This is a genomic window from Tabrizicola sp. YIM 78059, assembly GCF_004959785.1.
GTDB classification, from domain to species: Bacteria; Pseudomonadota; Alphaproteobacteria; order Rhodobacterales; family Rhodobacteraceae; genus Tabrizicola; species Tabrizicola caldifontis.
Map to the genome: position 1 here is coordinate 39,025 of NZ_SJZH01000004.1, position 21,815 is coordinate 60,839.

Below are 21,815 nucleotides of genomic sequence, written 5' to 3' on the forward strand. Positions count from 1 at the left end.
GCGGGCTTGTCAACCAGAGCCCCCGTGCGCCGGGCGATCCATGGCGAACACCTCTCGCCAGGCGCCGCAACAGCGACTACAGCCGAAAGGGTGGATGGGCCTTCAGTCCACCCGCGCGAGCAGGCCGCCCGGCTGGCGGACAATGCGGCCCTCCAGCTCCAGCGACAGAAGTTCGGGCGCCAGTTGCGCCGGACTGAGATTCAGGTCGCGGACCAGCTGATCCTCCGCAATCGGGCTGGGCCCGAGGCGGGACAGGATCATCGAATGCAGCAGCGCCACCTCTTTCAGCGGCGGCTGCGGTACCTCCGGCCCCGGAAGGGCGGGCTCGCGAACCTCGGCTCCGGGATGCGCGGACGCGACCAGCGCCTCCAGCACATCTTGCGGGCCACGAACCAGAACTGCTCCATCCCGCAGCAGCATGTTGCAGCCCGATGCGCGGGCATCGAACGGGTGGCCTGGCACGGCCATCACCTCCCGCCCATAGTCGAGCCCTGCTTTCGCTGTGATCAGGCTACCCGATTTCGCGGCAGCCTCGACCACGACCACCGCCCGCGACAGGCCAGCGACGATCCGGTTTCGCAAGGGGAAATGCCGTGCCTGTGGCTCCAGTCCCGGAGGGTGTTCGCTGATCAGGCACCCCTTGTCGGCAATTTCCCGTGCCAGCGCATCGTTTTCAGGTGGGTAGACGACATCGATCCCACCCGCCAGAACGGCAATCGTCGCCCCGCCGGCTTCCACCACGGCAGCATGTGCGGCTGCGTCGATCCCGCGGGCCATGCCCGAGATGACCGCGAGGCCTGCACCTGCAAGCCCCTGTGCCAGACGGCGCGCCATCCGCACGCCAAGCGACGAGGCATTCCGCGCCCCGACCAGTGCCACGCCCGGCCGGTTCAGAAGCGAAACATCGCCCAAAACCCAAAGCACCGGGGGCGCATCGGGCTGATCAAGCAGGGCACGGGGATAATCGGCCTCACCATGCACAAGCAACCGCGCGCCCAGGGAATTGCCGCGTTTCATCTCTGCCTGGACCACGCCTTCGGGACAGGGCTCATACCCCTCCACGCCTGCGGCCGCAGCGATCGCCGGCAGCGCGGCCAGGGCTGCCCGCGCATCACCGTGTTCGCCGATCAGCCTGTGCCAGGTTGTCGCCCCGACCCGGCGCGAACGGGCCAGGCGCAGGCAATCAAGCCGCATGGCGCGGTTCATTGACTGCATCGAGTGCGCAATATGTCCGTCTGCCATCATACCCCCCGGTCAAGGTCACGACTCGCAACCTGCCTTCGGAAGGGTTAACGAAGGCTGAATGGCCACAAGACGGATTGAACCCGCCTGAGTTATTTGATCAAATGGCGCAAAGACCTCGAGGGCTCGGGGTCTGCATCGATCTGGGGAGCAAGACAATGCTGAACGCCGAAGTAGCTAAGCGCCGCGACGAGGCCATCTCGCGCGGGGTGGGGATGATGACGCAGATCTACGCGGACAAGGCGTTGAATGCGGAAGTCTGGGACATCGAGGGCAACCGTTACATCGACTTTGCCGCCGGGATCGCGGTGGTCAACACCGGGCATTGCCACCCCAAGGTCATGGCCGCGGTGGCGAACCAGATGCAGAAGTTCACCCACACCTGCCACCAGGTGATGCCCTATGAGAATTACATCCGCCTGGCCGAACGCCTGAACGAGAAGGTGCCGGGCAACTTCAAGAAGAAGACGATCTTCGTCACCACCGGGGCCGAGGCCTGCGAGAACGCGATCAAGATCGCCCGCATCGCCACCGGCCGCAATGCCGTCATCGCCTTCGGCGGCGGCTTCCACGGCCGGACCTTCATGGGCATGTCGCTGACCGGCAAGGTGGAGCCCTACAAGAAGGGCTTCGGCGCGATGATGCCCGATGTCTTCCACGTCCCCTTCCCGATGGAGCCGCACGGGATTTCCACCAAGGACGCCATGTCCGGCATCGAAAAGCTCTTCAAGGCCGACCTCGACCCCGCCCGCGTCGCCGCGATCATCTTCGAGCCCGTGCAGGGCGAAGGCGGCTTCTACCCCGCGCCGACCGAGCTCGTGAAGGCGATCCGGGCGCTCTGCGACCAGCACGGCATCGTGATGATCGCCGACGAGGTGCAGACTGGCTTTGCCCGCACCGGCCATCTCTTCGCGATGGAAATGCACGGCGTGGCCGCCGACCTGACCACCATGGCCAAGGGCCTGGCGGGCGGGCTGCCGCTTGCCGCCGTCACCGGCCGGGCCGAGCTGATGGATGCCGCCAACCCCGGCGGCCTCGGCGGCACCTATGCCGGCAACCCGTTGGGCATCGCCGCGGCCAACGCCGTTCTGGACGTGATCGAGGAAGAAGACCTCTGCGCCCGCGCCAACGAACTTGGCAGCCGGCTGAAACAGCGGCTCGAGGCGATGCGCGCCACCACGCCGGAAATCATGGATATCCGCGGTCCCGGCTTCATGGTCGCTGTCGAATTCGGCAAGCCGGGAACGAAAGAGCCCGACGCGGGCTTCACCAGCCGGGTGCGGATGGAGGCCCAGAAGCGCGGCCTGATCCTTCTCACCTGCGGCGTCTATGGCAACGTGATCCGCTTCCTGGCCCCTATCACCATCCCCGACGCCCATTTTGCCGAGGCGATGGAGATCCTGGAAGCCTCGGTCGCCGCCGCCCGTCAGGGCTGAAATCTGGCCGCGGTCCGGTGGGTGACAACGCATGCGGTCGAATGATCGCATGCGACTTCACCAGTCCGGTCTTGCCGTGCTGTGCCCATCGCAGGCGATCCTTCGGCAACGGATCGCAGTCACCCGGCAACCATGCTTGCCATCAGGGGATCGCGGTGCCTGAACGCGGTTGTCCAGAATCGTTCATGAGACGATCCTGTTACCCTCGGCATGTATTTTGCGCGCACCACAGATCCGGGTGATTCGCCTGCCTTGCTTGCAGTCGTTGCGTCAGCATGGATGGCCCATGCATCGAGCGGGCCGTTGACGTAACGCGAAGCTGGATCACCCGCCCTACCGTCGGCTCACACCCTTCTCTCGATCTGGGGCATTCCATGCCGCGGCGGCCTTTGCTGTGCGGACTTGGCCTGCCTCGCAGACGTGCCACGGCAAAGGTCAGTCGGGCAAGGCTTGATCCGACCCCGTCCACGGCCCGACCCATTCCTGACCGATGAAAGCCTATCTCTGGACAAGGCGAACCCCAATCCGGTTTGCATCGGGATGAAGTCGGCGCGGCCACCTGCGTCGGGCCCGCAAGGACACCCCGGAACTTGCAGGCTGGGACCACGGCGGCATCGGCGGTTTCTGACCGACCAGACGCCGGAAATCCGTCATGCCGAAGCTTTGAGTGGAACTTGCCCTGCAACTTGAGATTACATGGTGACGTTTCAACCAGGAGAGTCTCTCATGACCCGTTCGCTTCTTCTTATCGTCGGCCTGTCGCTGGCCATCTCGGCCTGCACACCAGCCGAACAGCGCACTGCAATCGGCGCGGTCGGCGGGGCTGCCGTTGGCGCTGCCGTGTCGTCGGACAAGGACCGTGAAAAGGGCGCGATTGTCGGTGCCATTGTCGGCGCCACAGCCGCCCAGCTCATCGGCCCTGCGCCAGGCGGCAAGTGCTACTATCGCGACCAGTACGGCAACCAGTACGTCGCCGCCTGCCGCTGACGCCTTGCGGGCGCGGCCGGCCTGAACGGCTTGCGGCGCCCGCCCCGCGACCCTAGAAGGGCGGCGGATCATCAAGGGCCGCCCCATGTCCGATACCAGTTCCGGCATCCGCCTTGCGGCCGCCAGCGTCAGCCTTGGCGGGCGCAAGGTGCTTGATGACCTTACTCTCGACATCACCGAAAGGCGCGTCGGCATCCTGGGCCGCAACGGATCGGGCAAGACCACGCTTCTGCGGCTGATCGCGGGTCTGATCGCGCCGGCCCGGGGCAGCGTGCGTGTCGAAGGCGCAGATCCCTTCAGCGACCGCAAGGCGGCCCTGTCGGCCATCGGCATCCTGTTCCAGAACCCGGATCACCAGATCCTTTTCCCCACGGTCGAGGAGGAACTGGCCTTCGGTCTTGCCCAGCAAGGCCAGCCGCAGGCCGAGGCAATGCGCAAGGCACATGCCCTGCTGGCGGCCGAAGGTCGCGCACATTGGGCCAAGGCGCCGGTATCGACGCTGAGCCAGGGGCAGCGGCATTATCTCTGCCTTCTGTCGGTTCTTCTGATGCAGCCCCGCACGATCCTGCTGGACGAGCCCCTTGCGGGCCTGGACCTGCCGACCCAGGCGCGCCTTGCCCGCCGCTTTGCCACCCTTCCACAGCGGCTGATCACGATCACGCATGATCCGGCAACGCTGCACGCGGCCGACCGGGTAATCTGGCTGGAAGCCGGTCGGATTGTCGCCGATGGGCAGCCGGACAAGGTCATTCCGGCCTTCACCGCCGAAATGGAACGGATCGGAGAGCACGATGCTGACGCTCACCTCGCCGGTTGAAATCTGGGCGCACCGCCTGCCCGCCGGGGTAAAGCTTGCTGCGATGGCGCTGGCGACGACCGGGCTGTTTCTCATGGAATCGCCCCTTGGCCTTGGCCTGTCTGCACTGGCAACGGCCACGCTATACCTTGCCGGGGGCGGCGGCTTCGCCATGACCGGACTGCGCCTCTTGCGCCCTCTCTGGCCCTTCGTGCTGGTCGTGGCTGCGTGGCATCTATGGACAGGGGACTTCGCAGGTGGGGCGGCGGTCACTCTGCGCATGTTGACCGCAGTAGCCTTGGCGAACTTTGTCACCATGACCACGCGCCTGTCCGACATGATTGCCATATTCCAGGGACTTGCCCGCCCTCTGGCACCTTTCGGTCTGGCGCCTCGTCGCCTGGCGCTGGCGATGGCACTGGTGATCCGGTTCATCCCCGTGATGCTTGATCGTCTGGCCCAGATCACCGACGCATGGTCTGCTCGCTCTGCCCGCCGCCCGCGCTGGCGGGTGCTGGTGCCCGCCACGCTTGCCGCCCTTGACGACGCCGACCGGGCGGCCGAGGCCTTGCGAGCCCGAGGCGGCACCGGATAGAAGCGCGACAAAACGGAGGAATACATGGAACGAAGCCTGACCCATATCGCCCTGTTTGCCGCCCTGATCGCAGTGCTTGGCCTGATTCCGAAGATCGACCTCGCTGCCGGCATTCCGATCACGGCGCAATCGCTGGGGATCATGCTGTGCGGCACGGTGCTTGGGGCGCGGCGGGGCGCGCTGGCCGTTCTGCTGTTCCTTGCCCTGGTTGCCGCAGGCTTGCCGCTGCTCTCTGGTGGGCGCGGGGGGCTGGGCGTGTTTGCCGGGCCGTCTGTCGGGTACCTGATCGGCTTTCCGGTCGCTGCATTTGTGACCGGCTGGCTGATGGAACGCACCACCCTGCCGACTGGCCTTGCTGCAGGCGCTGCTTCGGTCATCGGCGGGATCGGCGTGCTTTATGTCTTCGGCATCAGCGGCATGGCGATCATGCTGGACAAGAGCCTGCCCGAGGCCGCCTTCCTGGGCATGGCCTTCCTGCCGGGCGACATCCTGAAGGCAGTCATTGCCGGGCTTGTGACGCAAAGCCTTGCACGGATGCGCCCCGCCTCGCTGTTGTCACGCGCCTGAGGCTTCGACCAGAAGGGCCGTGCCGATTCCACCCGCAGCGGCGATGGCGGCAAGCCCCCTGCCCCGCCGCAAGTCGTGGAACAGCCGCACCGCCAGAATCGCGCCCGAGGCACCTACGGGGTGGCCTCGGGCAAGCCCGCCGCCGCCCGGATTGACGATGGCCGGGTCCAGCCCCGCCCCGTCAACCACCGCAAGCGCCTGCACCGCGTAGGCCTCCATAACCTCGGCCATCGCAAGCGGCTCGTCCGCCCAGACAGCCCGGATCGCCGCAAGCGGGGCCAGGCCGGGCTCCATAGGGTCAGCCCCGACCGTGGCGCCGGCCAGAATCGCCAGCCCGCGCCCCTTGGCTATCCCTTCGCTGACCACCAGACAAACCGCCGCAGCATCCGCCGCCACTGCCGCCGTGGCCGCCGTGATGCTGCCGCGAACCACCGGTGCCCGAGCCAGCAGCCGAGGCGTAAGCGCACGCGGAAACGCGTCGCGGGCCACACCGCCGACAGGCACGATCTCGGCAGACCGGTCGGATCCAAGCGCCTTGGCGTGGCTGTCTGCGGCCCAGGCCTCTTGCCTTGCACGATTGATCCCCAGCCGCAGCGCCAGCGCCTCTGCCGCCTCGGCCATTCCGGGGTTTCGGTCCGGCCAGGGGGTGAAGGGGGCCTCGTCATAGGGAAGCGGCGGTCCTCCATCAGGATCGGTGGCAAACCGAAGCGGCCGGCGGGAATAGCTTTCGACCCCTCCAGCCAGAACCACCTGCGCGGCGCCACTGTCCACCAGCGCACGCGCCAGCAGGATCGCATCCAGCCCGCCCGCACATTGACGGTCGATGCTGAGACCCGCCACTTGATCCAGCCCCGAAGCCAGTGCCACCCGCCGCGCGGGATTGCCGCCCGCACCCAGGGCGTTGGACAGGACAAGCTCATCCACCTGCGCTGCGGCGATGCCGGCATCGGCCAGAACCGCCTGCACCACGGGGGTTGCCAGGGCCTCGATCCCGAGGCGGGCGAAGGCTCCGCCCCGGGGAACCACCGCCGTCCGCCGTGCGGCGATCAGGCGGGCCAAGGCAAAAGCGCCTCCAGCGCGCGAAGATCCGTCTTGCCGGAAGGCAAGGCGGGCCAATCCTGGATCCAGACCAGCTTTTTGGGCGCCCTTGTTGCCCCAAGCTGCCCGCGCAGACGGGCCAGGACCACTGGCTCGGTCGATGAGTTGCCCTGCACGAAGGCGACAAGCGAATGCCCGCGCCGGGTGTCGGCCATCGGCAGCACGGCAGCTCGGCGGATGCCTGGCATGGCTTCGATCAGTGCCTCGATCTCTTCGGGAAAGACATTCTGATCGGCCACGGTAACCATCCGCCCGGCCCGGCCATGCAGATAGAGGAAGCCGTCTTCCATCCGCGCAATCTCGCCCACCGACAGCCAACCGTCACGCCAGCGCGCACCGCCGGGGCTGCCAGCGTAATCCATGAACAGGTAGGGGCTTTTCACCCATAGCTCACCCGCCGCATCCAAGGTCAGCGCCACGCCCGGATAGGGTCGGCCGACCGAACCCGCTGGCGTCGCCGAATCGGACAAGGTGATGAAGCTGGTTTCCGCCGCGCCATAGAATTCGCAGATCGCTGCTGCCGGCGCCAAGGCCTGAAACCGCCCGCGCAAGGCCGGGTCAAGCTTCGATCCCCCGACAAGAACCCGTTGCAGATCAGGCAATGTTTCCTGCCCCTCGGACAACAGGCGCAGTTGCGCCGGCGTGGCGTAAAGATGAGAAATCCTTTGCTGTTTCAAATACCTGCCTTGCCGATCCGGGCGCAGCGTGTCCAGCAGGTGAACTGCAGCTCCCAGGTGCAGCCCTTCGATCGCGCCATAAAGCGACAGCGAATGCACCAGGCGGCCCAAGACCGCCACCCGCGCGCCCGGGCCGATGCCCAAGCCCGCGTTGACCTTGAAACTTGCGATCCACGATCCTTGCGTCCGCCGGATGCGCCGGGGCGTCCCGGTCGAACCCGAGGTGAGCGTCTCGAAGGTGGGAACCCGGCCCTCCTCTGGCGGCGGCTGATCCGGTGCTCCGACCCGGAAGGCTGGCAATCCGATGACTTGCGCCAGGCCCTCTGCAGTGGCATCAGCTACCGGACCCTGCGGTACTGCCCGGCCGACCTCTTGCCCGGCAGCAGACAGCCGCGCCTTCGGATGCCATTGGAACCGGTCAGTCATCCGGCCAGAAGCGACGCCATCCGGCGGACAGCCAACAGGTAGCCCTCTGTGCCGAAGCCTGCGATCACCCCGTCGGCGCGCAGACTGACATAGGAATGGTGTCGGAATGGCTCGCGCTTGTGAATGTTCGAAATGTGCACTTCCAGCACCGGCCCCTCGAAGGTGTTCAGCGCGTCCAGAATGGCAATCGACGTATGCGAATAAGCCCCTGGATTCAGAATGATGCCCGCCGATGTGCCGCGGCATCCCTGGATCCAGTCAACCAGCTGCCCCTCGTGGTTCGATTGCAGGGCACGCAGGGAAAGTCCAAGTTCCTCGGCCAGATCGGCTGCCTTGGAGGCGACATCATCCAGTGTCTCGCGCCCGTATATCTCGGGCTGGCGCAGGCCCAGAAGATTCAGGTTCGGGCCGTTCAGAAGGGTCACAAGCTTGGGCATGGGGCGCATCCACGACAGGGTTGGGCGACATTAGCCGATCGGGACCAAGGGGCAAGCCGGGAAAAATGGCGGCTTTCCGGGCACCTGCTGGGGTCAGGTCGGAAAGCCGCCCAGGGAGACGACGGTTGGCCCCGCAGGGGCCGGAAGTCAGGCCACCTTCTCCAGCACCACCTCGGGCTTGATGCCCAGGGCGTGGACGACCTCGCGGGTCAGGTGCGGGCGGTTCAGCGTGTAGAAATGCAGATCCTCCACCCCGCCCTCGATCAGCTTGTCGCAAAGCTGCGTGCACTGGGTCAGCGCCAGCAGCTCCTCGCGCCCGTCGCGGGCGGCGGTGGCAAAGGCCTCGTCCAGCCTGTGCGGGATCGAGGTGCCGCAGCGCCGGGCAAATTTCTTCGCACCCTCCCACGAGGTGATCGGCAGGATGCCGGGGATGATCGGGGCATCGATCCCAGCCTTCACGCATTGATCGCGGAAGCGGAAGAAGGTGTCGGCATCGAAGAAGAACTGGGTGATGGCGCTCGATGCACCCGCGTCGATCTTGCGCTTCAGCCAGGTCACGTCCGACGTGGCATCGGCGGCATCCGGATGCGGCTCGGGGTAGGCGCCGACGCGGATCTTGAACTTGCCGGTGCGCGCCAGCTTCTCGACCAGCTCCACCGAATTGGCAAAGCCCAGGGGATGCGGCACGAAGCGCTGCGCCCCCTTCGGCGCATCACCGCGCAGCGCGACGATCTCGGTCACGCCCGCCGCCGCATAGGCCTCGGCGATGGCCAGCGTCTCGGTCCGGGTGGCATCGACGCAGGTCAGATGCGCCGCGACCGGCAGCCCATAGTTGCGATGGATGGTCGAGACCGCCTCATGCGTCAGCGTCCGCGTCGTCCCGCCCGCGCCATATGTCACCGAGACGAACGAGGGCTGCAATGGCGCCAGCGCCTGCACCGTCTCCCACAGCCGGAACGAGGCGTCCAGCGACTGCGGCGGGAAGAATTCGAAACTGATGCGCGGGGTTGGCATGACGGTCTCCTTCGATGCCCCCTTGTCGCAGATCGGCAAGCCTGAGACAAATTCATAGTTCTCACGATCTTCATGAGGTTCATTCATGTATATCGAGCTGCGCCACCTGCGCACGATCCGGGCGATCCAGCAGGCCGGGGGCCTCGCGCGGGCCGCCGACATGCTGAACATGACGCAGTCGGCGCTGTCGCATCAGGTCAAGGGGCTGGAGGACCAGGCGGGGATGGAGCTGTTCGTGCGCCGCTCGAAACCCATGCGGCTCTCGGCGGCGGGCCTGCGCATGCTGCGCGCCGCCGAACGGATCCTGCCCGAGATCGACGCGCTGGAAGAGGAATTCCGCGCGCTCCGCGCCGGGCGAACGGGCCGCCTGCACATCGCCATCGAATGCCACGCCTGTTTCGACTGGCTGTTCCCGGTGCTGGAGCTGTTCCGCCACGCCTGGCCCGAGATCGACGTGGACATCCGCGCCGGCCTCGCCTTCGAGGCCCTGCCCGCGCTACACCGCGAGGATGTGGACCTCGTCATCTCCTCCGACCGCGAACCGCCGCCGGGGATCGTGTTCAACCCCCTGTTCGACTACCACCCGACCTTCGTCGCCTCGTCGCAGAATCCGCTGGCGCAAAAGGCCTTCATCACGGCAGAGGACTTCCGCGACCAGGTGCTGATCACCTACCCGGTCAGCCGCGACAAGCTGGATGTCTTTACGGAATTGCTGACGCCCGCAAAGGTGGAGCCGCGGGCACAGCGAACCGCCGAACTGACGGCCGTGATCCTGATGCTGGTGGGATCAAACCGTGGGGTGGCGGTGCTGCCCGACTGGGTGATGCGCGAGGTCAGGACCAATGCCGACTACATCACCCGCCCCCTCGGGCCCGACCCGGTGACCAAACGCATGTATGCCGCCACGCGCGAGGAGGACGCCGGCAAACCCTACATCGCGCATTTCCTGCGGCTGGCACGGTCGGAGCCGGTGAAATTGCAAAGAAGCACCTAGCCTCCGCGCCTTGCCAGAGCGATCAGAGTCGGTACTGCACGCTTCACATCACATCGGGCCGCAGGACCATCGGCCTGCGAACCATGCGCGTCAATCGGCCAGTAGCCCGTTCCGCAGTGGCAGGCCGAGAAGCGCACTGCCTATCTGTGCGCCAGCTGGCGCTCGCGGTGTCATCCGGCAGGACAGAAGAACAACGAGGTGCGTTCGCGGGTGACGGAAAGGCCCTTGCGGGTCCTGCGGTGGCCAAGTTTGCAGGTGACGGCAAGCGGCGGGCTATGGTCACCATTACCCGGACCGGCCTTGGCGCGGCAGCCCCGGCCGCTGCCGGCCGCTTGTCCTCCTTCTGCGGTTGTTTGCCCATTGGGCGCGGCGACCGCTTGCCGGGCGGAAAGACCGCAGCACGCAAGTTGATCGCCGGACCTCAGGTTTTCCTTTGACTTGTCAAAGTCAGCTGGAATCCTTGAGCCGTTGTCCGAGTCATTCGGAGGTCGTCATGGTGCGTTTTTTTGTTGCGCTTCTGCTTGCCCTGACCCTGTTGCCCGGCGTGGCCCTTGCAGACAGAATTTTGGCACGGGTCTCGATTTCAACCCAGACGATGAAGGTATACCACGAAGGCAGGCACATCTACACTTGGCCGGTCTCGACCGCACGGCCGGGGAAGGTTACCCCAACCGGGGTCTATGCGCCGGAATTCCTGTCGCGCAACCACAGATCAAGCCGCTACAACAATGCGCCGATGCCTTTTGCAATCTTCTACGACGGCCATTACGCGATTCACGGTACCGATCAGATCAGGCGTCTGGGCCGCCCCGCTTCGGCCGGCTGCGTGCGGTTGCATCCCGGCAATGCGAAGATCCTGTTCGACATGGTGAAGTGGGAAGGCCTTGAGAACATGAAGGTCATGATTGCGCAGTAGTTCGGCCCTTGCTGTCCAGCCCTCTTCCGTTCAGACCGCCGACCGTCTATAGGGCCGGGTCTGACAGCTGCGGGAGCGATGGATGCAGGGCTCGGCCAACCTAAACCTGATGATCAAGGCCGCGCGGAAGGCGGGACGGAGCCTCGTGAAGGATTTCCGCGAGGTGGAGAATCTGCAGGTCTCGACCAAGGGGCCGGGCGATTTCGTCAGCCGGGCGGACCGCGAGGCCGAGCGACTGATCAAGGAAGAACTGCTGGGCGCGCGCCCGACCTATGGCTGGCTGGGCGAAGAAACCGGGGCCGCCGCAGGGGCCGACCCAACGCGGCGCTGGATCGTTGACCCGTTGGACGGGACGACGAACTTCCTGCACGGGATGCCGCACTGGGCCGTGTCGATCGCACTGGAACACAAGGGCGAGATCGTTTCCGCCGTCGTCTACGACCCGGCGAAGGACGAGATGTTCTGGGCTGAAAAGGGTGCAGGCTGCTGGCTGAACGACAATCGCCGTCTGCGTGTCTCGGGGCGGCGGGCGATGCATGAGGCGGTCTTTGCGACCGGCGTGCCATTTGGCGCAAAATCCACCCTGCCTGCAATGCTGAGGGATCTCGGGCGGCTGATGCCCGCCTGCGCCGGTGTGCGGCGCTGGGGGGCAGCGTCGCTGGACATGGCCTATGTGGCTGCGGGCCGCTTCGACGGCTACTGGGAGCGCGAACTGTCCGCCTGGGACGTTGCGGCAGGCATCCTTCTGGTCAAGGAAGCCGGTGGCATGGTGCAGGGCCTGCGCGAAGGTACCGATCCTCTGGACGGTGCGCTGATTGCGGCGAATGACGGGCTGTTCGACACCTTTGCCGCAACCCTGCGGGGCTGACCGTCACCCCCTGTCGTGCGAGGGCGCCTTTCCCGAAGGCGCACGATAGGGGCGGGTCACATCGTCCAGCCGTACTTCCAGCGCCTCGACATCCAGGGCTATGGCGCCATCCCCGGCAAGCGTCAGTGTCACCCGACCCGAACCATCTTCGGCCGGAGTGAACTCCATGGACAAAAGCGACAGTACAAGATCCTTATCGCTGCGATCAAAGCCAAGGCTTTGCACTTTTCGGACATCCTCGATCACAAGGAGCGAGCGCACCCGTTCATAGGCGCGGCCCACGCGTTCAGCCTGGTCACGGTCTTCCCAGCGGAAACGGTTCACCAGCAGCGCGAAGCGGTGGCGCTTTGCGTCATATTTCAGTTCCGTCACCGGCAGAACCGCGTCCTGGATCAGGGCCGAGATCACCTTCAGATCCTCGGCATCCTGTGCCACCAGCCGCAGCGGCGCTTCGCCGCCATCCTCGAACTTCGCGTCGGTCATGCCTGGATACGTTCGATATGCGCGCCACAGGCGCGGAGTTTCTCTTCCACCCGTTCGTAACCGCGATCCAGGTGATAGACACGGCTGACCACGGTTTCGCCCTCGGCCGCAAGTCCCGCAAGGATCAGTGACACGCTGGCGCGCAGATCAGTCGCCATGACAGGGGCGCCGCGCAGCCTTTCGACGCCGGTCACGGTGGCAGTACCGCCGTGAACATCGATCCGCGCGCCCATCCGCATCAGTTCAGGCGCATGCATGAAGCGGTTCTCGAAGATCCTCTCCTCCAGAACCGACACGCCCTCGGCAGTGCAGAGAAGCGCCATCATCTGCGCCTGCAAGTCGGTCGGGAAGCCGGGGAAGGGCTCGGTCGTCACGTTTACAGCCCGGACACGGCCGTTCTTGCGAGCAACTTTCAGGCCCCGGTTGGTCTGAGTGACCGAAACGCCCGCCGCATCCAGCCGTTCGGCGAAGGCTTCCACCAGATCGAGCGTACCGCCGATGCATTCTACCTCGCCACCACAGATCGCCGGCACCAGCATGTAGGTACCCAGTTCGATACGGTCGGTCACCACCTGGTGCGTTGCCCCGCCAAGACGGTCGGCGCCCTCGATCGTGATGGTCGAGGTACCCTCGCCGTCGATCTTCGCCCCCATCTTCTTCAGGCAGCGGGCAAGGTCAACGATCTCGGGCTCGCGCGCTGCGTTCTTCAGGACGGTCGTCCCTCTGGCGAGGGTCGCCGCCATCAGCGCGTTTTCCGTGGCGCCGACCGAGACGAAGGGGAACTCCACCACCGCGCCCTTGAGCCGCCCGCCGGGGGCCTTGGCATGGACATAGCCGTCGCGCAGGTCGAGCTCTGCCCCCATCGCCTCAAGCGCCTTGAGATGCAGATCGACCGGCCGCGCGCCGATGGCGCACCCGCCGGGCAGCGACACGACCGCGTGGCCATAGCGCGCCAGCATCGGCCCCAGCACCAGGATCGAGGCCCGCATCTTGCGCACGATGTCGTAGTCGGCCTTGTGGCTGGTGATCGAATGGCTGGACAAGGCCAGCACCAGCCCATCCTGAAGGCTGGCGACCTCGGCCCCCAGCGATTGCAGCAGCTGGGTCATCGTGCGAATATCTGAAAGCCGCGGGGCGTTGGTCAGCGTCAGCGGCTCATCCGACAGAAGCGTGGCAGGCATCAACGTGAGGCAGGCGTTTTTCGCCCCCGCGATCGGGATCGCCCCCGAAAGGGCCCCGTTGCCGCGCACCAGAATCGAATCCATCCGCCCTATTCCCCTTCGCTTTTGCCCGGCCGTTCCTCGGCGTTGCGGGCCTTTGCCTGTGCCTTCCGGCGCGCCATGTTGGCCTTCAGCGCCGCCTTGAGCCGATCTTCGCGGCTTTCAGGGCGTCTGGGCTTCCGGGACTTTTCCCCAGGCGAGGTGTCCAAAGGGCTGCGCATGGCCAAGGCTTCTACCCCAAGGGCGCGGATGGGTCCAGAGAGGGTAGGAATTCCCGTGCATACCCCCTTGCACCTCAGTGCGAATGCGTCTATTCCGCCGCCACCAACGGCGCTGCAGTAGCTCAGTGGTAGAGCACTCCCTTGGTAAGGGAGAGGTCGAGAGTTCAATCCTCTCTTGCAGCACCATTCATCTCCCCACTTGCAAGTATGGCCCTATGGCCCTGGTTAGTAAGCGGCTTTCGTGATTGACCTCGACGGACATCGGATCGAGGCAGTTTCCGAAGGTGCCTGACTACAGGAAACCCTGCGTTTCTAGCCACCATGCTTGGGGGCGCTTCACTCGCCTTCACCCTCGACCTTGGTGCCCCAACCCGTTGCGACCCTGCCGCAGTCCGGGCCGATCCGCGATCCCGGGAACTGCGGTGTGGTCAGGCGGTGGCTCCGGCAAAGATCTCGAAGCCGGTGTCGATGGTGGTCTTGGTCGCGGGGCGTTCGGGGGCCTGAAGGATGGCCTCGATGGATTTCTGGCCGATGAGGAAGCGGTTCGAGCGGATCGTGGACAGGGGTCTTGGCAATTCACGCCCGATTTCCAGGCCGTTGAAGCCGAAGATCGCGAACTGATCCGGGACCGAGATGCCTGCTTCGATGCAGTGAAATATCCCGCCCACAGCCATGTCGTCGTTCGAATAGACCGCTACGTCCACGTCGGCCATGTGGCGCAGCTGCGCTGTCTGCTCCTTGCCGGCGCCAATCGAGCTGGAGCCGTCGGCGATGGCATGGGCGATAACGGACAACCCTGCCTCGGACAAGGCCTCGGAAAGACCGTCATACCGCTGGCGCGCGCGGCGATCCGAAGTCCAGTCGTGCCCGACATAGCCAAAGCGCCGGTAGCCGCGCTCGATCAGGTGCCTGCCGGCTGCATAACCGGCCTTGCGATGCGACATGCCGACCGCAATGTCGATGGGGGCGCTGTCGATCTCCATCATCTCGACCACCCGCACCCCGCTTTGATCCAGCATGCGCCGCGTCGCAAGCGTGTGCTCGAAGCCCGTGATGAGGATCGCCTTGGGCTGCCATGACAGGATGCCGCGAACCAGCGTTTCCTCGTGATCCATCTCGTAGTCGCTTACGCTGATCACCGCCTGATACGGGGTGCCGCGCAGACCGGCATTGATCCCCTGAAGCACCTCGGGAAAGACGATGTTGGAGAGCGAGGGAACCACGACGCCCACAAGATGCGTGTCGAGCGAGGCGAGCGATCCGGCGATGCGGTTCGGCACATAGCCAAGCGCGCGGACGCTTTCCATGACCCTCTGTCGGGTCGCCTCGGCCACCAGACCTTCGTTGCGCATGATGCGCGAGACGGTGGATTCGCTGACATCGGCGTGCAGCGCCACATCCCGCAGGGTAACCTTGACCTTCCGGTCGGGCAGCCGCAGCTTGGTCTTCGTCACTCCACGCTCCCCTTGCGCAAGGCGCGGCCTTTCCGGCCGCGCCCCGGTTCTGCACTGATCCTAGCGCTTTACATAGTTGCGCCAGTCATGCGCTTCCTTGAAGCCCAGAACCTCGCGGATCTTGCGGTTTGACAGCGGTGCCTCACGCGGGCCCATCGGGCGGGTGATCGGCGTGTTGGGCGCGTATTTCTTCAGGAATTCTTCGGTCGGCAGGTCGGCCGTGATGGTGTCGTTCACCGCGTTGAACACCTGAAAACCCAGGCCGTCCTTCTGGATGCAGAGATGCACGATCTCGCCGAGGTCGCGGGCGTCGATGTAGCTCCAGGCGTTGCGCTTGCGTGACATCGGATTGTCCAGGTAGCCCGGGAAGTTGGAATATTCGTGCGGCTCGATCACGTTGCCGATGCGCAGGGCATAGATGTCAGCCCCGTAGCGCATGGCGAAGGCGCGGGCAGTCTTTTCGTTCACCAGCTTGGACAGGCCGTAGCTGTCCATCGGGTCGATGTCGTAATCCTCTTCCAGGGGAAAGGCGTGATAGTCCTTGTCGCCTTCCGCGAAACAGACGCCATAGGTCGTCTCCGAGCTTGCGACGATCACCTTGCGCACACCCAACTTCATCGCCGCTTCGATGACGTTGTAGGTGCCCACGGTATTGGCGGCGAAGGTAACGTTGTCGGGCTGGATCATCACCCGGGGCACAGCGGCGAAATGCACCACGGCGTCGGGCGCCTTGGGCGGCGCACCCTCGTCATAGCCACTGAAGCCGAAATGGGTGGTCAGCGCGTTGAACACCTGGCCACTGTCGGTGATGTCGGTGATCAGCGTGTTGATGCCCGGATGGTCGAAGGGCTTCAGGTCAAGGTTCAGGATCGAATAGCCCTTGTTCAGCAGATAGGGCAGCATGTGCCGCCCCGCTTTTCCGGTCCCGCCGGTGAAGATGATGCGTTTGGCCATTGTATGTCTCCATGTCTTCTTTCTCTTCTCAGCCCGTCGCCGCCAGCATCACCCGTTCCTGCGTCGCATCATGGCGGCCAAGGATGCCGCTTATCCGGCCCTCCTTCAAGACGACCACCCGGTCGCTGATCGCAAGAATCTCGGGCAGATCCGAAGACACGACGATGATCGACATGCCATCAGAGGCGAGGCGGTTCAGCAGGGCATGGACCTCGGCCTTGGCGCCGATGTCGATGCCGCGGGTGGGTTCATCCACGATCAGGATGCGCGGGCGTCGTGCCACCCATTTCGCGATCACCACCTTCTGCTGATTCCCGCCCGACAGGTTCAGCACTTTCTGTTCGGTCGAAGGCGTCTTGATCCCTAGGCTGCGCACGAAGCCGCGGCAGGCTTCGGTCTCGCGCCGGCGGTTCACCACATCCAGGCGGCAATAGTTCGCGAGATGTGTCAGGCTGAAATTCTCGCGCACGGACATTCCCAGCACCAGGCCCTGTTCCTTGCGGTCCTCGGTCACGAATCCGATGCCCTGCGCAATGGCGTCCGAGGGACTTTCGATCCGCACCTCGCGCCCGTCGATGGCGATCTGGCCGACATGGGCGCGGCTGCCGAAGATCATCTCCATCACTTCGGTCCGCCCGGCGCCGACCAGGCCGAAGAAGCCCAGGATCTCGCCCTTGTGCAGATCGAACGACACATCGCTGACCCGCGCCCCCTGCGCTGTCGGGCGCTTCAGCCCCAGTCCACGCACAGACATCAGCACCTGGCCGGTGGCATACGACAGATGCTCGCCAAAAAGCTGCGACAGCTCGCGGTCCACCATCTTGCGCACCAGAAGGTCACGCGTCATCTCGCTGGCCGGGCGGCTGTCCACAGTCTCGCCATCGCGCAGCACGGTGATCCGGTCGGCGATCTCGAAGATCTCGTCCATCCGGTGCGAGATGTAGACGATGCCGATCCCCTGGCCCGCCAGCCGTCTGACCATCCGCGTCAGCACCGTGGCCTCGTGGTGGCTAAGCGAGGCGGTGGGTTCGTCCATGATGATCAGCCGCGAACTGTAGGAGATCGCGCGCGCGATCTCGACCATCTGCTTCTGGCCGATGCTGAGACCGCCGACCTTGGTGTCGGGGTCGATCGAAATGTCTAGCTCTGCCAGAACGGCGCGAGCCTCGGCGTTCATCCGGCGCCGGTCGATCAGGCCGGCCGCGGTAAGCGGCTCGCGGGCAAGGTAGATGTTCTCGGCCACGGTCATGTTGTTCACGACCGCAAGCTCCTGGTAGATGATGCTGATGCCCAGGGCGCGGGCATGGACCGGATCGCGGATCACGGTGTCCTGCCCCTCGACCCGGATCACGCCGCCGGGGTCGGCCTTGTAGACCCCGGTCATGATCTTCATCAGCGTGCTTTTCCCGGCTCCGTTCTCGCCGGCCAGAACATGCACTTCGCCCAGCCGCAGTTGCAGGTCGACTCGGTTGAGAGCCCTGACCCCCGGAAAGGTCTTCGAGATGCCATGCATTTCGAGAAAGGGCGTCATTCGGGCCTCGCGCGGGAACGGAAAGGAAAGCAGAGGCGCGGGTTTCCCTGCGCCTCCGCCGTCAGGATCACTTGGTGTAGCTGTCCAGGTTGCTCGCGTTCACGACGGTCACGCCGGTATCGATATCCTTGATCTCGCCAGCTTCGCCCCTGATCTGCGCAACCAGGCTTTCGACAGCCAGCCGGCCCATCGTGACCGGACGCTGCACCATGATGCCGTCGATGAAACCGTCCTTCACGCCCTTCACGGTATCGGGCAGATCGTCGAAGGCGAAGACCTTCAGCACGCCCTTGCGATCCGAGAACTCTTTCTGGGCAAGCACCTTGGCCACGGCAGGGCCGCCGACCTGGCTCATGCCGAAGATGCCTGCGAGGTCGGGGTTGGCGCGCAACAGCGCTTCGGTCACCGAGACGGCCTTGGCCAGATCATCCTCGGTGCCTTCCACCGCGACGATCTCGATCTCGGGATAGGCTGCCAGCGCCTTCTTCACGCCGTCGATGCGTTCGTTCAGGTTCGATGCGCCCAGCTGGCCAGTGACGATGGCCACCTTGCCCTTGCCGCCCAGAGCCTCGGCCATGGAATTGCCCATGGTCACGCCCGCTTCGGTGTTGATCGTGCCAATATACATGCTGCGGCCGGAATTGGCGCTGTCGCTGTCGAAGGTCACGACCTTGATGCCGGCATCCATCGCCTGCTTGATCACGCCTTCAACCGACTTCGGCTCGTTGACCGAGATCGCGATACCGCTGACGTTACGGGCGATCAGGTCTTCCATGATCTTGACCTGGGTCGAACCCTGGGTGTTCTGCGGCACGACCCACTGGTAGTTCACGCCAAGCCGCTCGGCGGCTTCCTGCGCGCCGGTGTTGCAGTCGTCGAAGAACGGCACGGCCACTTTCGGCACCACGGCAATGGTGATGTCCTCGGCAAAGGCCGCAGTGCCGGCCGTCAGAGCCAGGGTCACCATCGCGGCGCGCGCGGTCTTGATAAGGGTCTTCATGGTCTTTCCTCCACTCCCGGCATGGGTCCGGGCTCCCGATTTGTCTTGATCTTTCAAAGGCTCTGGCGCTTGCCGGGCGTCAGCCATTTCCTCCCGTCAGCTTGCTGCGCAGCACATCGAGGCTGACCGCGATCAGGATCACGCCCCCGGTGATGGCCTGTTGCGCATAGGTGTTGATGTTCAGAAGCACGACGCCATTGGCGATGACGCCGACGAGAGCCGCGCCAATCACGGCCCCGGTGACGCTGCCCACCCCGCCGGCGAGGCTGGCGCCGCCGATCGCAGCCGCGGCAATGACGTCAAGTTCCGACCCGAAGCCCGAGGCCGGTTCGGCCGACAGGTAGCGCGAGAAGCCGATGATGCCGGCCAGCGAGGCGATGGTGGATGACAACACATAGACCGCAAGCTTGATCCGGTCGGTCTTCACGCCGCTCAGACGCGCCGCATGTTCGTTACCGCCGGTAGCATAGACATGCCGACCAAAGCGGGTCCGCCGCATCACCAGGGCGAAGACCACCATCAGGACCAGCATGATGACCACCGGGACCGGAACCGGGCCGACATAGCCTTGGCCAAGGACCGAAAAGATCTCGGGCGTTTCGGGCGTCACCGGGACGCCGTGCGTGATCATGTACATCATGCCGCGCCCAATGCTGAGCGTCCCGAGCGTCGCTATGAAGGGCGGAAGCCCGATCGCGGTGATCAGAAGCCCGTTGACCAGGCCGAAGGTGACGCCCACGCCAAGCCCGGCAGCAATGCTGAAGCCGGTGCCGTACCCGGCATCGAAGGACAAGGCCGTCACCAGCGAGGCCAGGCCCATGGCAGATCCGACCGACAGGTCGATCCCGCCAGTGATGATGACCATGACCATGCCGATGCTCATGATCGCCGTCAGCGAGAAGGCGCGGAAGACACCCATCAGGTTGTTGGTGGTCAGGAAATAGGGCGTGAAGAAGCTGATCAGGGCGCCGACGATCAGCATTGCGGCCAGCACGTTGACCTCGCGGACATGACGCAGCTGCGCCAGTTCGCGCCAGAGGCTGAACGGCGCCGGTGTCGCCTCGGTGGATTTCTGGCCAGACACGGACATTCAGGCTCCTCTTCCCGCTTCTTGCGACCCTGGTCTTGGGCGCCGCTGCGCCCGATCCGCCCGGCGATCCGGCCGGACTGTTCCCGTAGTGGCAGCGCATCAATGGCAACGCTGTCATTTCTTGACGCAGTATGACCACCCGTCAATTGCCATTTCGGGCATTGCGTCATGCCAGAATCGGCATCACCCGTCCTTGAGCCGCGCAATTGTTTGGATTCTCACCCCCTGGTCCTTTCTGGACTTGCGAGTCGTCTGGACCTCGGCGCATTTTGGCACCGCTGCCATATCCTGCTCGGACAGACCGCCACCGGAAGGATCCAGGGCCATGACAGGGAGCTTTCAAGATGACGCAGGCGCAACCGTCCCCGGCCAGTAACCTGGCCCTGATTCATACCGTGGCGGGGTTGATCAGTCCGTTCGAGGCTCTGGCCCGCCAGCACATGCCTGACTGGACGCCCTTTACCATGCTGGACGAAAGCCTGCTGCGAAACACGATTCGCGAGGGTCGCCTGTCGCTGACGACCATGCGACGGCTGACCACGATGGTCTGGTCGGCCGTCGATGCCGGGGCGGGGGCAGTCATCGTCACCTGCTCCTCTCTCGGCCCTGCGGTCGAGGCTGCACGGCCGCTTTGTCCGGTGCCACTCTTGCGAATCGACGAGGGGATGGCGCTGGAAGCCGTGCGGCGCGGACCCAGAATTGGTGTGCTGGCGACGCTTTCCACCACACTGGACCCGACCGCAGATCTGATCCGCCGGACCGCCCAGGCCGCCGAGCGATCCTGCACCATCACCAGCCGCCTTGCCGACGGCGCCTTTGCGCTTCTGACGCAAGGGGACGCTCAGGGCCATGACCGGTTGGTCTCCGAAGCGTTGACCGCACTTGCGCCCGAAGTCGATGTGATCGTCCTGGCGCAGGCCTCGATGGCACGCGCACTGGAGACGGTGAAGGACCGGCTTGGCGCCCTGCCCGTCCTGACCAGCCCCGAACTGGGAATGGCCCATGCTGCGAGGGTACTGGCCGGATGATCGTCAGCCCGGCCGAAGGGCCGTCATCCAGCCCAGACCGGCCACGGTATCGCCCGCCGGGCGGTATTCGCAGCCGACAAAGCCCGCATAACCCAGCCGGTCCAGCTCAGACAGGATGACCGCATCCGCAAGCTCGCCCGTGCCGGGCTCGTGGCGCAGAGGGACGGCGGCGATCTGGACATGCCCGATGATCGGCATCAGTTGGCACAGCCCGGTCAGCACATCCCCATGAATGATCTGGCGGTGATAGATGTCGAACTGAAGCCGCAGGTTCGGCAGGCCCAGATCGGCGATCAGATCGGCTGCCATATTGAAATCGTTCAGAAAGTAACCCGGCATGTCGCGGGGATTGATCGGTTCGATCATCACGTCAACCCCCTCGGCCCCCGCCGCCTCGCACAGATGAACCAGCGCGTCGCGGTAGGCCGCTCGGGCGGCGGCATCAGTCCGGTCGGCCAAGCCGCTCATCGCGTGTAGCCGCTTCACCCCCGTCGCGCGCGCATAGGTCAGGGCAATCTTGACCGAGGCGCGAAACTCATCCTTCCGGTCGGCCAGTGCCGCAAGCCCGCGGTCCCCGTCCGCCCAGTTGCCCGGCGGCAGATTGAACAAGGCTTGTGTCAGACCGTTGCCTTGCAGGGCGCCAGCGATGTCATACGGGTCGAAGTCATAGGGAAAAAGGTACTCCACCGCGTCGAACCCGACACGAGCCGCCGCAGCGAAACGCTCGATGAAGGGATGTTCATTGAACATCATCGTCAGGTTGGCGGCAAACCTCGGCATG

General features: G+C 65.0%; 22 protein-coding genes and 1 tRNA gene. 10 read left to right on the plus strand and 13 right to left on the minus strand.

What is annotated here, in order from left to right; translation table 11 throughout:
- Nucleotides 1-102: 102 nt before the first annotated feature.
- Complete coding sequence (dprA, locus tag EZM81_RS06950; protein ID WP_248298150.1) at nucleotides 103-1,206, minus strand: DNA-processing protein DprA; 1,104 nt, start codon at nucleotides 1,204-1,206, stop codon at nucleotides 103-105.
- Nucleotides 1,207-1,400: 194 nt separating this feature from the next.
- On the opposite strand from dprA, the gene EZM81_RS06955 reads away from it, so the two are divergent.
- The 5 genes from EZM81_RS06955 to EZM81_RS06975 all read left to right on the plus strand — a co-directional run bounded on the left by EZM81_RS06955 (nucleotide 1,401) and on the right by EZM81_RS06975 (nucleotide 5,623).
- Nucleotides 1,401-2,678: a 4-aminobutyrate--2-oxoglutarate transaminase gene (locus EZM81_RS06955; RefSeq protein WP_135450942.1), complete on the plus strand. Its 1,278-nt coding sequence runs from the start codon at nucleotides 1,401-1,403 to the stop codon at nucleotides 2,676-2,678.
- A 726-nt stretch (nucleotides 2,679-3,404) separates the two neighbouring features.
- Nucleotides 3,405-3,665, plus strand: a complete 261-nt coding sequence (locus tag EZM81_RS06960) for a YMGG-like glycine zipper-containing protein (RefSeq protein WP_135450943.1) — start codon at nucleotides 3,405-3,407, stop codon at nucleotides 3,663-3,665.
- A gap of 85 nt (nucleotides 3,666-3,750) precedes the next feature.
- The gene (locus EZM81_RS06965) at nucleotides 3,751-4,482 is read left to right on the plus strand and encodes an energy-coupling factor ABC transporter ATP-binding protein (protein ID WP_135450944.1); all 732 of its coding nucleotides are present in this window, start codon (nucleotides 3,751-3,753) and stop codon (nucleotides 4,480-4,482) included.
- Nucleotides 4,457-5,056, plus strand: coding sequence for an energy-coupling factor transporter transmembrane protein EcfT (locus EZM81_RS06970; RefSeq protein WP_136645244.1), 600 nt, complete (start codon nucleotides 4,457-4,459; stop codon nucleotides 5,054-5,056). The genes EZM81_RS06965 and EZM81_RS06970 overlap by 26 nt, the downstream gene beginning before the upstream one ends.
- 24 nt (nucleotides 5,057-5,080) lie before the next feature.
- The gene (locus tag EZM81_RS06975) at nucleotides 5,081-5,623 is read left to right on the plus strand and encodes a biotin transporter BioY (protein WP_136645245.1); all 543 of its coding nucleotides are present in this window, start codon (nucleotides 5,081-5,083) and stop codon (nucleotides 5,621-5,623) included.
- Here the strand turns inward: EZM81_RS06975 and EZM81_RS06980 are convergent.
- The 4 genes from EZM81_RS06980 to metF all read right to left on the minus strand — a co-directional run bounded on the left by EZM81_RS06980 (nucleotide 5,612) and on the right by metF (nucleotide 9,275).
- Nucleotides 5,612-6,682 (minus strand): thiolase family protein, encoded by a 1,071-nt coding sequence (locus EZM81_RS06980; RefSeq protein WP_136645246.1) that lies wholly within the window; start codon nucleotides 6,680-6,682, stop codon nucleotides 5,612-5,614. The two genes, EZM81_RS06975 and EZM81_RS06980, sit on opposite strands and share 12 nt — an antisense overlap.
- Entirely contained in the window at nucleotides 6,670-7,824 is a 1,155-nt protein-coding gene (locus EZM81_RS06985) for an AMP-binding protein (RefSeq protein ID WP_136645247.1), read from the minus strand. Before EZM81_RS06985 ends, EZM81_RS06980 begins: the two co-directional genes overlap by 13 nt.
- On the minus strand, nucleotides 7,821-8,261 hold the full coding sequence (gene aroQ / locus EZM81_RS06990) for a type II 3-dehydroquinate dehydratase (protein ID WP_136645248.1): 441 nt from the start codon (nucleotides 8,259-8,261) through the stop codon (nucleotides 7,821-7,823). The genes EZM81_RS06985 and aroQ overlap by 4 nt, the downstream gene beginning before the upstream one ends.
- Nucleotides 8,262-8,408: 147 nt before the next feature.
- Nucleotides 8,409-9,275, minus strand: a complete 867-nt coding sequence (gene metF / locus EZM81_RS06995; RefSeq protein ID WP_136645249.1) for a methylenetetrahydrofolate reductase [NAD(P)H] — start codon at nucleotides 9,273-9,275, stop codon at nucleotides 8,409-8,411.
- Nucleotides 9,276-9,360: 85 nt separating this feature from the next.
- Between metF and EZM81_RS07000 the strand changes: the two genes are divergently transcribed.
- The 3 genes from EZM81_RS07000 to EZM81_RS07010 all read left to right on the plus strand — a co-directional run bounded on the left by EZM81_RS07000 (nucleotide 9,361) and on the right by EZM81_RS07010 (nucleotide 12,053).
- Nucleotides 9,361-10,269, plus strand: coding sequence for a LysR family transcriptional regulator (locus tag EZM81_RS07000; RefSeq protein ID WP_136645250.1), 909 nt, complete (start codon nucleotides 9,361-9,363; stop codon nucleotides 10,267-10,269).
- A gap of 493 nt (nucleotides 10,270-10,762) precedes the next feature.
- Nucleotides 10,763-11,185, plus strand: coding sequence for a L,D-transpeptidase (locus EZM81_RS07005; RefSeq protein ID WP_135450952.1), 423 nt, complete (start codon nucleotides 10,763-10,765; stop codon nucleotides 11,183-11,185).
- An 82-nt stretch (nucleotides 11,186-11,267) separates the two neighbouring features.
- Nucleotides 11,268-12,053 (plus strand): inositol monophosphatase family protein, encoded by a 786-nt coding sequence (locus EZM81_RS07010; protein ID WP_135450953.1) that lies wholly within the window; start codon nucleotides 11,268-11,270, stop codon nucleotides 12,051-12,053.
- Nucleotides 12,054-12,056: 3 nt separating this feature from the next.
- Here the strand turns inward: EZM81_RS07010 and EZM81_RS07015 are convergent, their stop codons facing one another.
- Together EZM81_RS07015 and murA are read right to left on the minus strand one after the other, a co-directional pair.
- Entirely contained in the window at nucleotides 12,057-12,536 is a 480-nt protein-coding gene (locus EZM81_RS07015; RefSeq protein ID WP_135450954.1) for a DUF2948 family protein, read from the minus strand.
- Nucleotides 12,533-13,801 carry a UDP-N-acetylglucosamine 1-carboxyvinyltransferase gene (gene murA / locus EZM81_RS07020; RefSeq protein WP_136645251.1) on the minus strand — a complete coding sequence of 423 codons (1,269 nt, stop codon included), beginning with the start codon at nucleotides 13,799-13,801 and terminating at the stop codon, nucleotides 12,533-12,535. The genes EZM81_RS07015 and murA overlap by 4 nt, the downstream gene beginning before the upstream one ends.
- Before the next feature lie 287 nt (nucleotides 13,802-14,088).
- On the opposite strand from murA, the gene EZM81_RS07025 reads away from it, so the two are divergent.
- A tRNA-Thr gene (locus EZM81_RS07025) sits at nucleotides 14,089-14,163 on the plus strand.
- Between the two features lie 242 nt (nucleotides 14,164-14,405).
- Here EZM81_RS07025 and EZM81_RS07030 read toward each other — a convergent pair.
- From EZM81_RS07030 to EZM81_RS07050, 5 genes are all read right to left on the minus strand, one after another.
- Nucleotides 14,406-15,431: a LacI family DNA-binding transcriptional regulator gene (locus EZM81_RS07030; RefSeq protein ID WP_205909998.1), complete on the minus strand. Its 1,026-nt coding sequence runs from the start codon at nucleotides 15,429-15,431 to the stop codon at nucleotides 14,406-14,408.
- A 60-nt stretch (nucleotides 15,432-15,491) separates the two neighbouring features.
- Nucleotides 15,492-16,385: an NAD(P)-dependent oxidoreductase gene (locus tag EZM81_RS07035; RefSeq protein ID WP_135450956.1), complete on the minus strand. Its 894-nt coding sequence runs from the start codon at nucleotides 16,383-16,385 to the stop codon at nucleotides 15,492-15,494.
- A gap of 28 nt (nucleotides 16,386-16,413) precedes the next feature.
- Nucleotides 16,414-17,916, minus strand: a complete 1,503-nt coding sequence (locus EZM81_RS07040) for a sugar ABC transporter ATP-binding protein (RefSeq protein ID WP_136645252.1) — start codon at nucleotides 17,914-17,916, stop codon at nucleotides 16,414-16,416.
- Nucleotides 17,917-17,983: 67 nt separating this feature from the next.
- On the minus strand, nucleotides 17,984-18,916 hold the full coding sequence (locus tag EZM81_RS07045; RefSeq protein ID WP_136645253.1) for a sugar-binding protein: 933 nt from the start codon (nucleotides 18,914-18,916) through the stop codon (nucleotides 17,984-17,986).
- A 79-nt stretch (nucleotides 18,917-18,995) separates the two neighbouring features.
- Nucleotides 18,996-20,006: an ABC transporter permease gene (locus EZM81_RS07050; protein ID WP_136645254.1), complete on the minus strand. Its 1,011-nt coding sequence runs from the start codon at nucleotides 20,004-20,006 to the stop codon at nucleotides 18,996-18,998.
- A gap of 344 nt (nucleotides 20,007-20,350) precedes the next feature.
- Here EZM81_RS07050 and EZM81_RS07055 point away from each other — a divergent pair, with 344 nt between their 5' ends.
- Nucleotides 20,351-21,034: an aspartate/glutamate racemase family protein gene (locus tag EZM81_RS07055; protein ID WP_136645255.1), complete on the plus strand. Its 684-nt coding sequence runs from the start codon at nucleotides 20,351-20,353 to the stop codon at nucleotides 21,032-21,034.
- 3 nt (nucleotides 21,035-21,037) lie between these two features.
- On the opposite strand, the gene otnI is transcribed toward EZM81_RS07055, so the two are convergent.
- On the minus strand, nucleotides 21,038-21,814 hold the full coding sequence (otnI, locus tag EZM81_RS07060; protein WP_136645256.1) for a 2-oxo-tetronate isomerase: 777 nt from the start codon (nucleotides 21,812-21,814) through the stop codon (nucleotides 21,038-21,040).
- Nucleotide 21,815 lies beyond the last annotated feature (1 nt).

Excerpts from the sequence above, each read along its gene's own strand:
- dprA (WP_248298150.1), bottom strand. The coding sequence starts at position 1,206 with ATGAACCGCGCCATGCGGCTTGATTGCCTGCGCCTGGCCCGTTCGCGC.
- EZM81_RS06955 (WP_135450942.1), top strand. The coding sequence starts at position 1,401 with ATGCTGAACGCCGAAGTAGCTAAGCGCCGCGACGAGGCCATCTCGCGC.
- EZM81_RS06960 (WP_135450943.1), top strand. The coding sequence starts at position 3,405 with ATGACCCGTTCGCTTCTTCTTATCGTCGGCCTGTCGCTGGCCATCTCG.
- EZM81_RS06965 (WP_135450944.1), top strand. The coding sequence starts at position 3,751 with ATGTCCGATACCAGTTCCGGCATCCGCCTTGCGGCCGCCAGCGTCAGC.
- EZM81_RS06970 (WP_136645244.1), top strand. The coding sequence starts at position 4,457 with ATGCTGACGCTCACCTCGCCGGTTGAAATCTGGGCGCACCGCCTGCCC.
- EZM81_RS06975 (WP_136645245.1), top strand. The coding sequence starts at position 5,081 with ATGGAACGAAGCCTGACCCATATCGCCCTGTTTGCCGCCCTGATCGCA.
- EZM81_RS06985 (WP_136645247.1), bottom strand. The coding sequence starts at position 7,824 with ATGACTGACCGGTTCCAATGGCATCCGAAGGCGCGGCTGTCTGCTGCC.
- aroQ (WP_136645248.1), bottom strand. The coding sequence starts at position 8,261 with ATGCCCAAGCTTGTGACCCTTCTGAACGGCCCGAACCTGAATCTTCTG.
- metF (WP_136645249.1), bottom strand. The coding sequence starts at position 9,275 with ATGCCAACCCCGCGCATCAGTTTCGAATTCTTCCCGCCGCAGTCGCTG.
- EZM81_RS07000 (WP_136645250.1), top strand. The coding sequence starts at position 9,361 with ATGTATATCGAGCTGCGCCACCTGCGCACGATCCGGGCGATCCAGCAG.
- EZM81_RS07005 (WP_135450952.1), top strand. The coding sequence starts at position 10,763 with ATGGTGCGTTTTTTTGTTGCGCTTCTGCTTGCCCTGACCCTGTTGCCC.
- EZM81_RS07010 (WP_135450953.1), top strand. The coding sequence starts at position 11,268 with ATGCAGGGCTCGGCCAACCTAAACCTGATGATCAAGGCCGCGCGGAAG.
- EZM81_RS07015 (WP_135450954.1), bottom strand. The coding sequence starts at position 12,536 with ATGACCGACGCGAAGTTCGAGGATGGCGGCGAAGCGCCGCTGCGGCTG.
- murA (WP_136645251.1), bottom strand. The coding sequence starts at position 13,801 with ATGGATTCGATTCTGGTGCGCGGCAACGGGGCCCTTTCGGGGGCGATC.
- EZM81_RS07035 (WP_135450956.1), bottom strand. The coding sequence starts at position 16,385 with ATGGCCAAACGCATCATCTTCACCGGCGGGACCGGAAAAGCGGGGCGG.
- EZM81_RS07040 (WP_136645252.1), bottom strand. The coding sequence starts at position 17,916 with ATGACGCCCTTTCTCGAAATGCATGGCATCTCGAAGACCTTTCCGGGG.
- EZM81_RS07045 (WP_136645253.1), bottom strand. The coding sequence starts at position 18,916 with ATGAAGACCCTTATCAAGACCGCGCGCGCCGCGATGGTGACCCTGGCT.
- EZM81_RS07050 (WP_136645254.1), bottom strand. The coding sequence starts at position 20,006 with ATGTCCGTGTCTGGCCAGAAATCCACCGAGGCGACACCGGCGCCGTTC.
- EZM81_RS07055 (WP_136645255.1), top strand. The coding sequence starts at position 20,351 with ATGACGCAGGCGCAACCGTCCCCGGCCAGTAACCTGGCCCTGATTCAT.
- otnI (WP_136645256.1), bottom strand. The coding sequence starts at position 21,814 with ATGCCGAGGTTTGCCGCCAACCTGACGATGATGTTCAATGAACATCCC.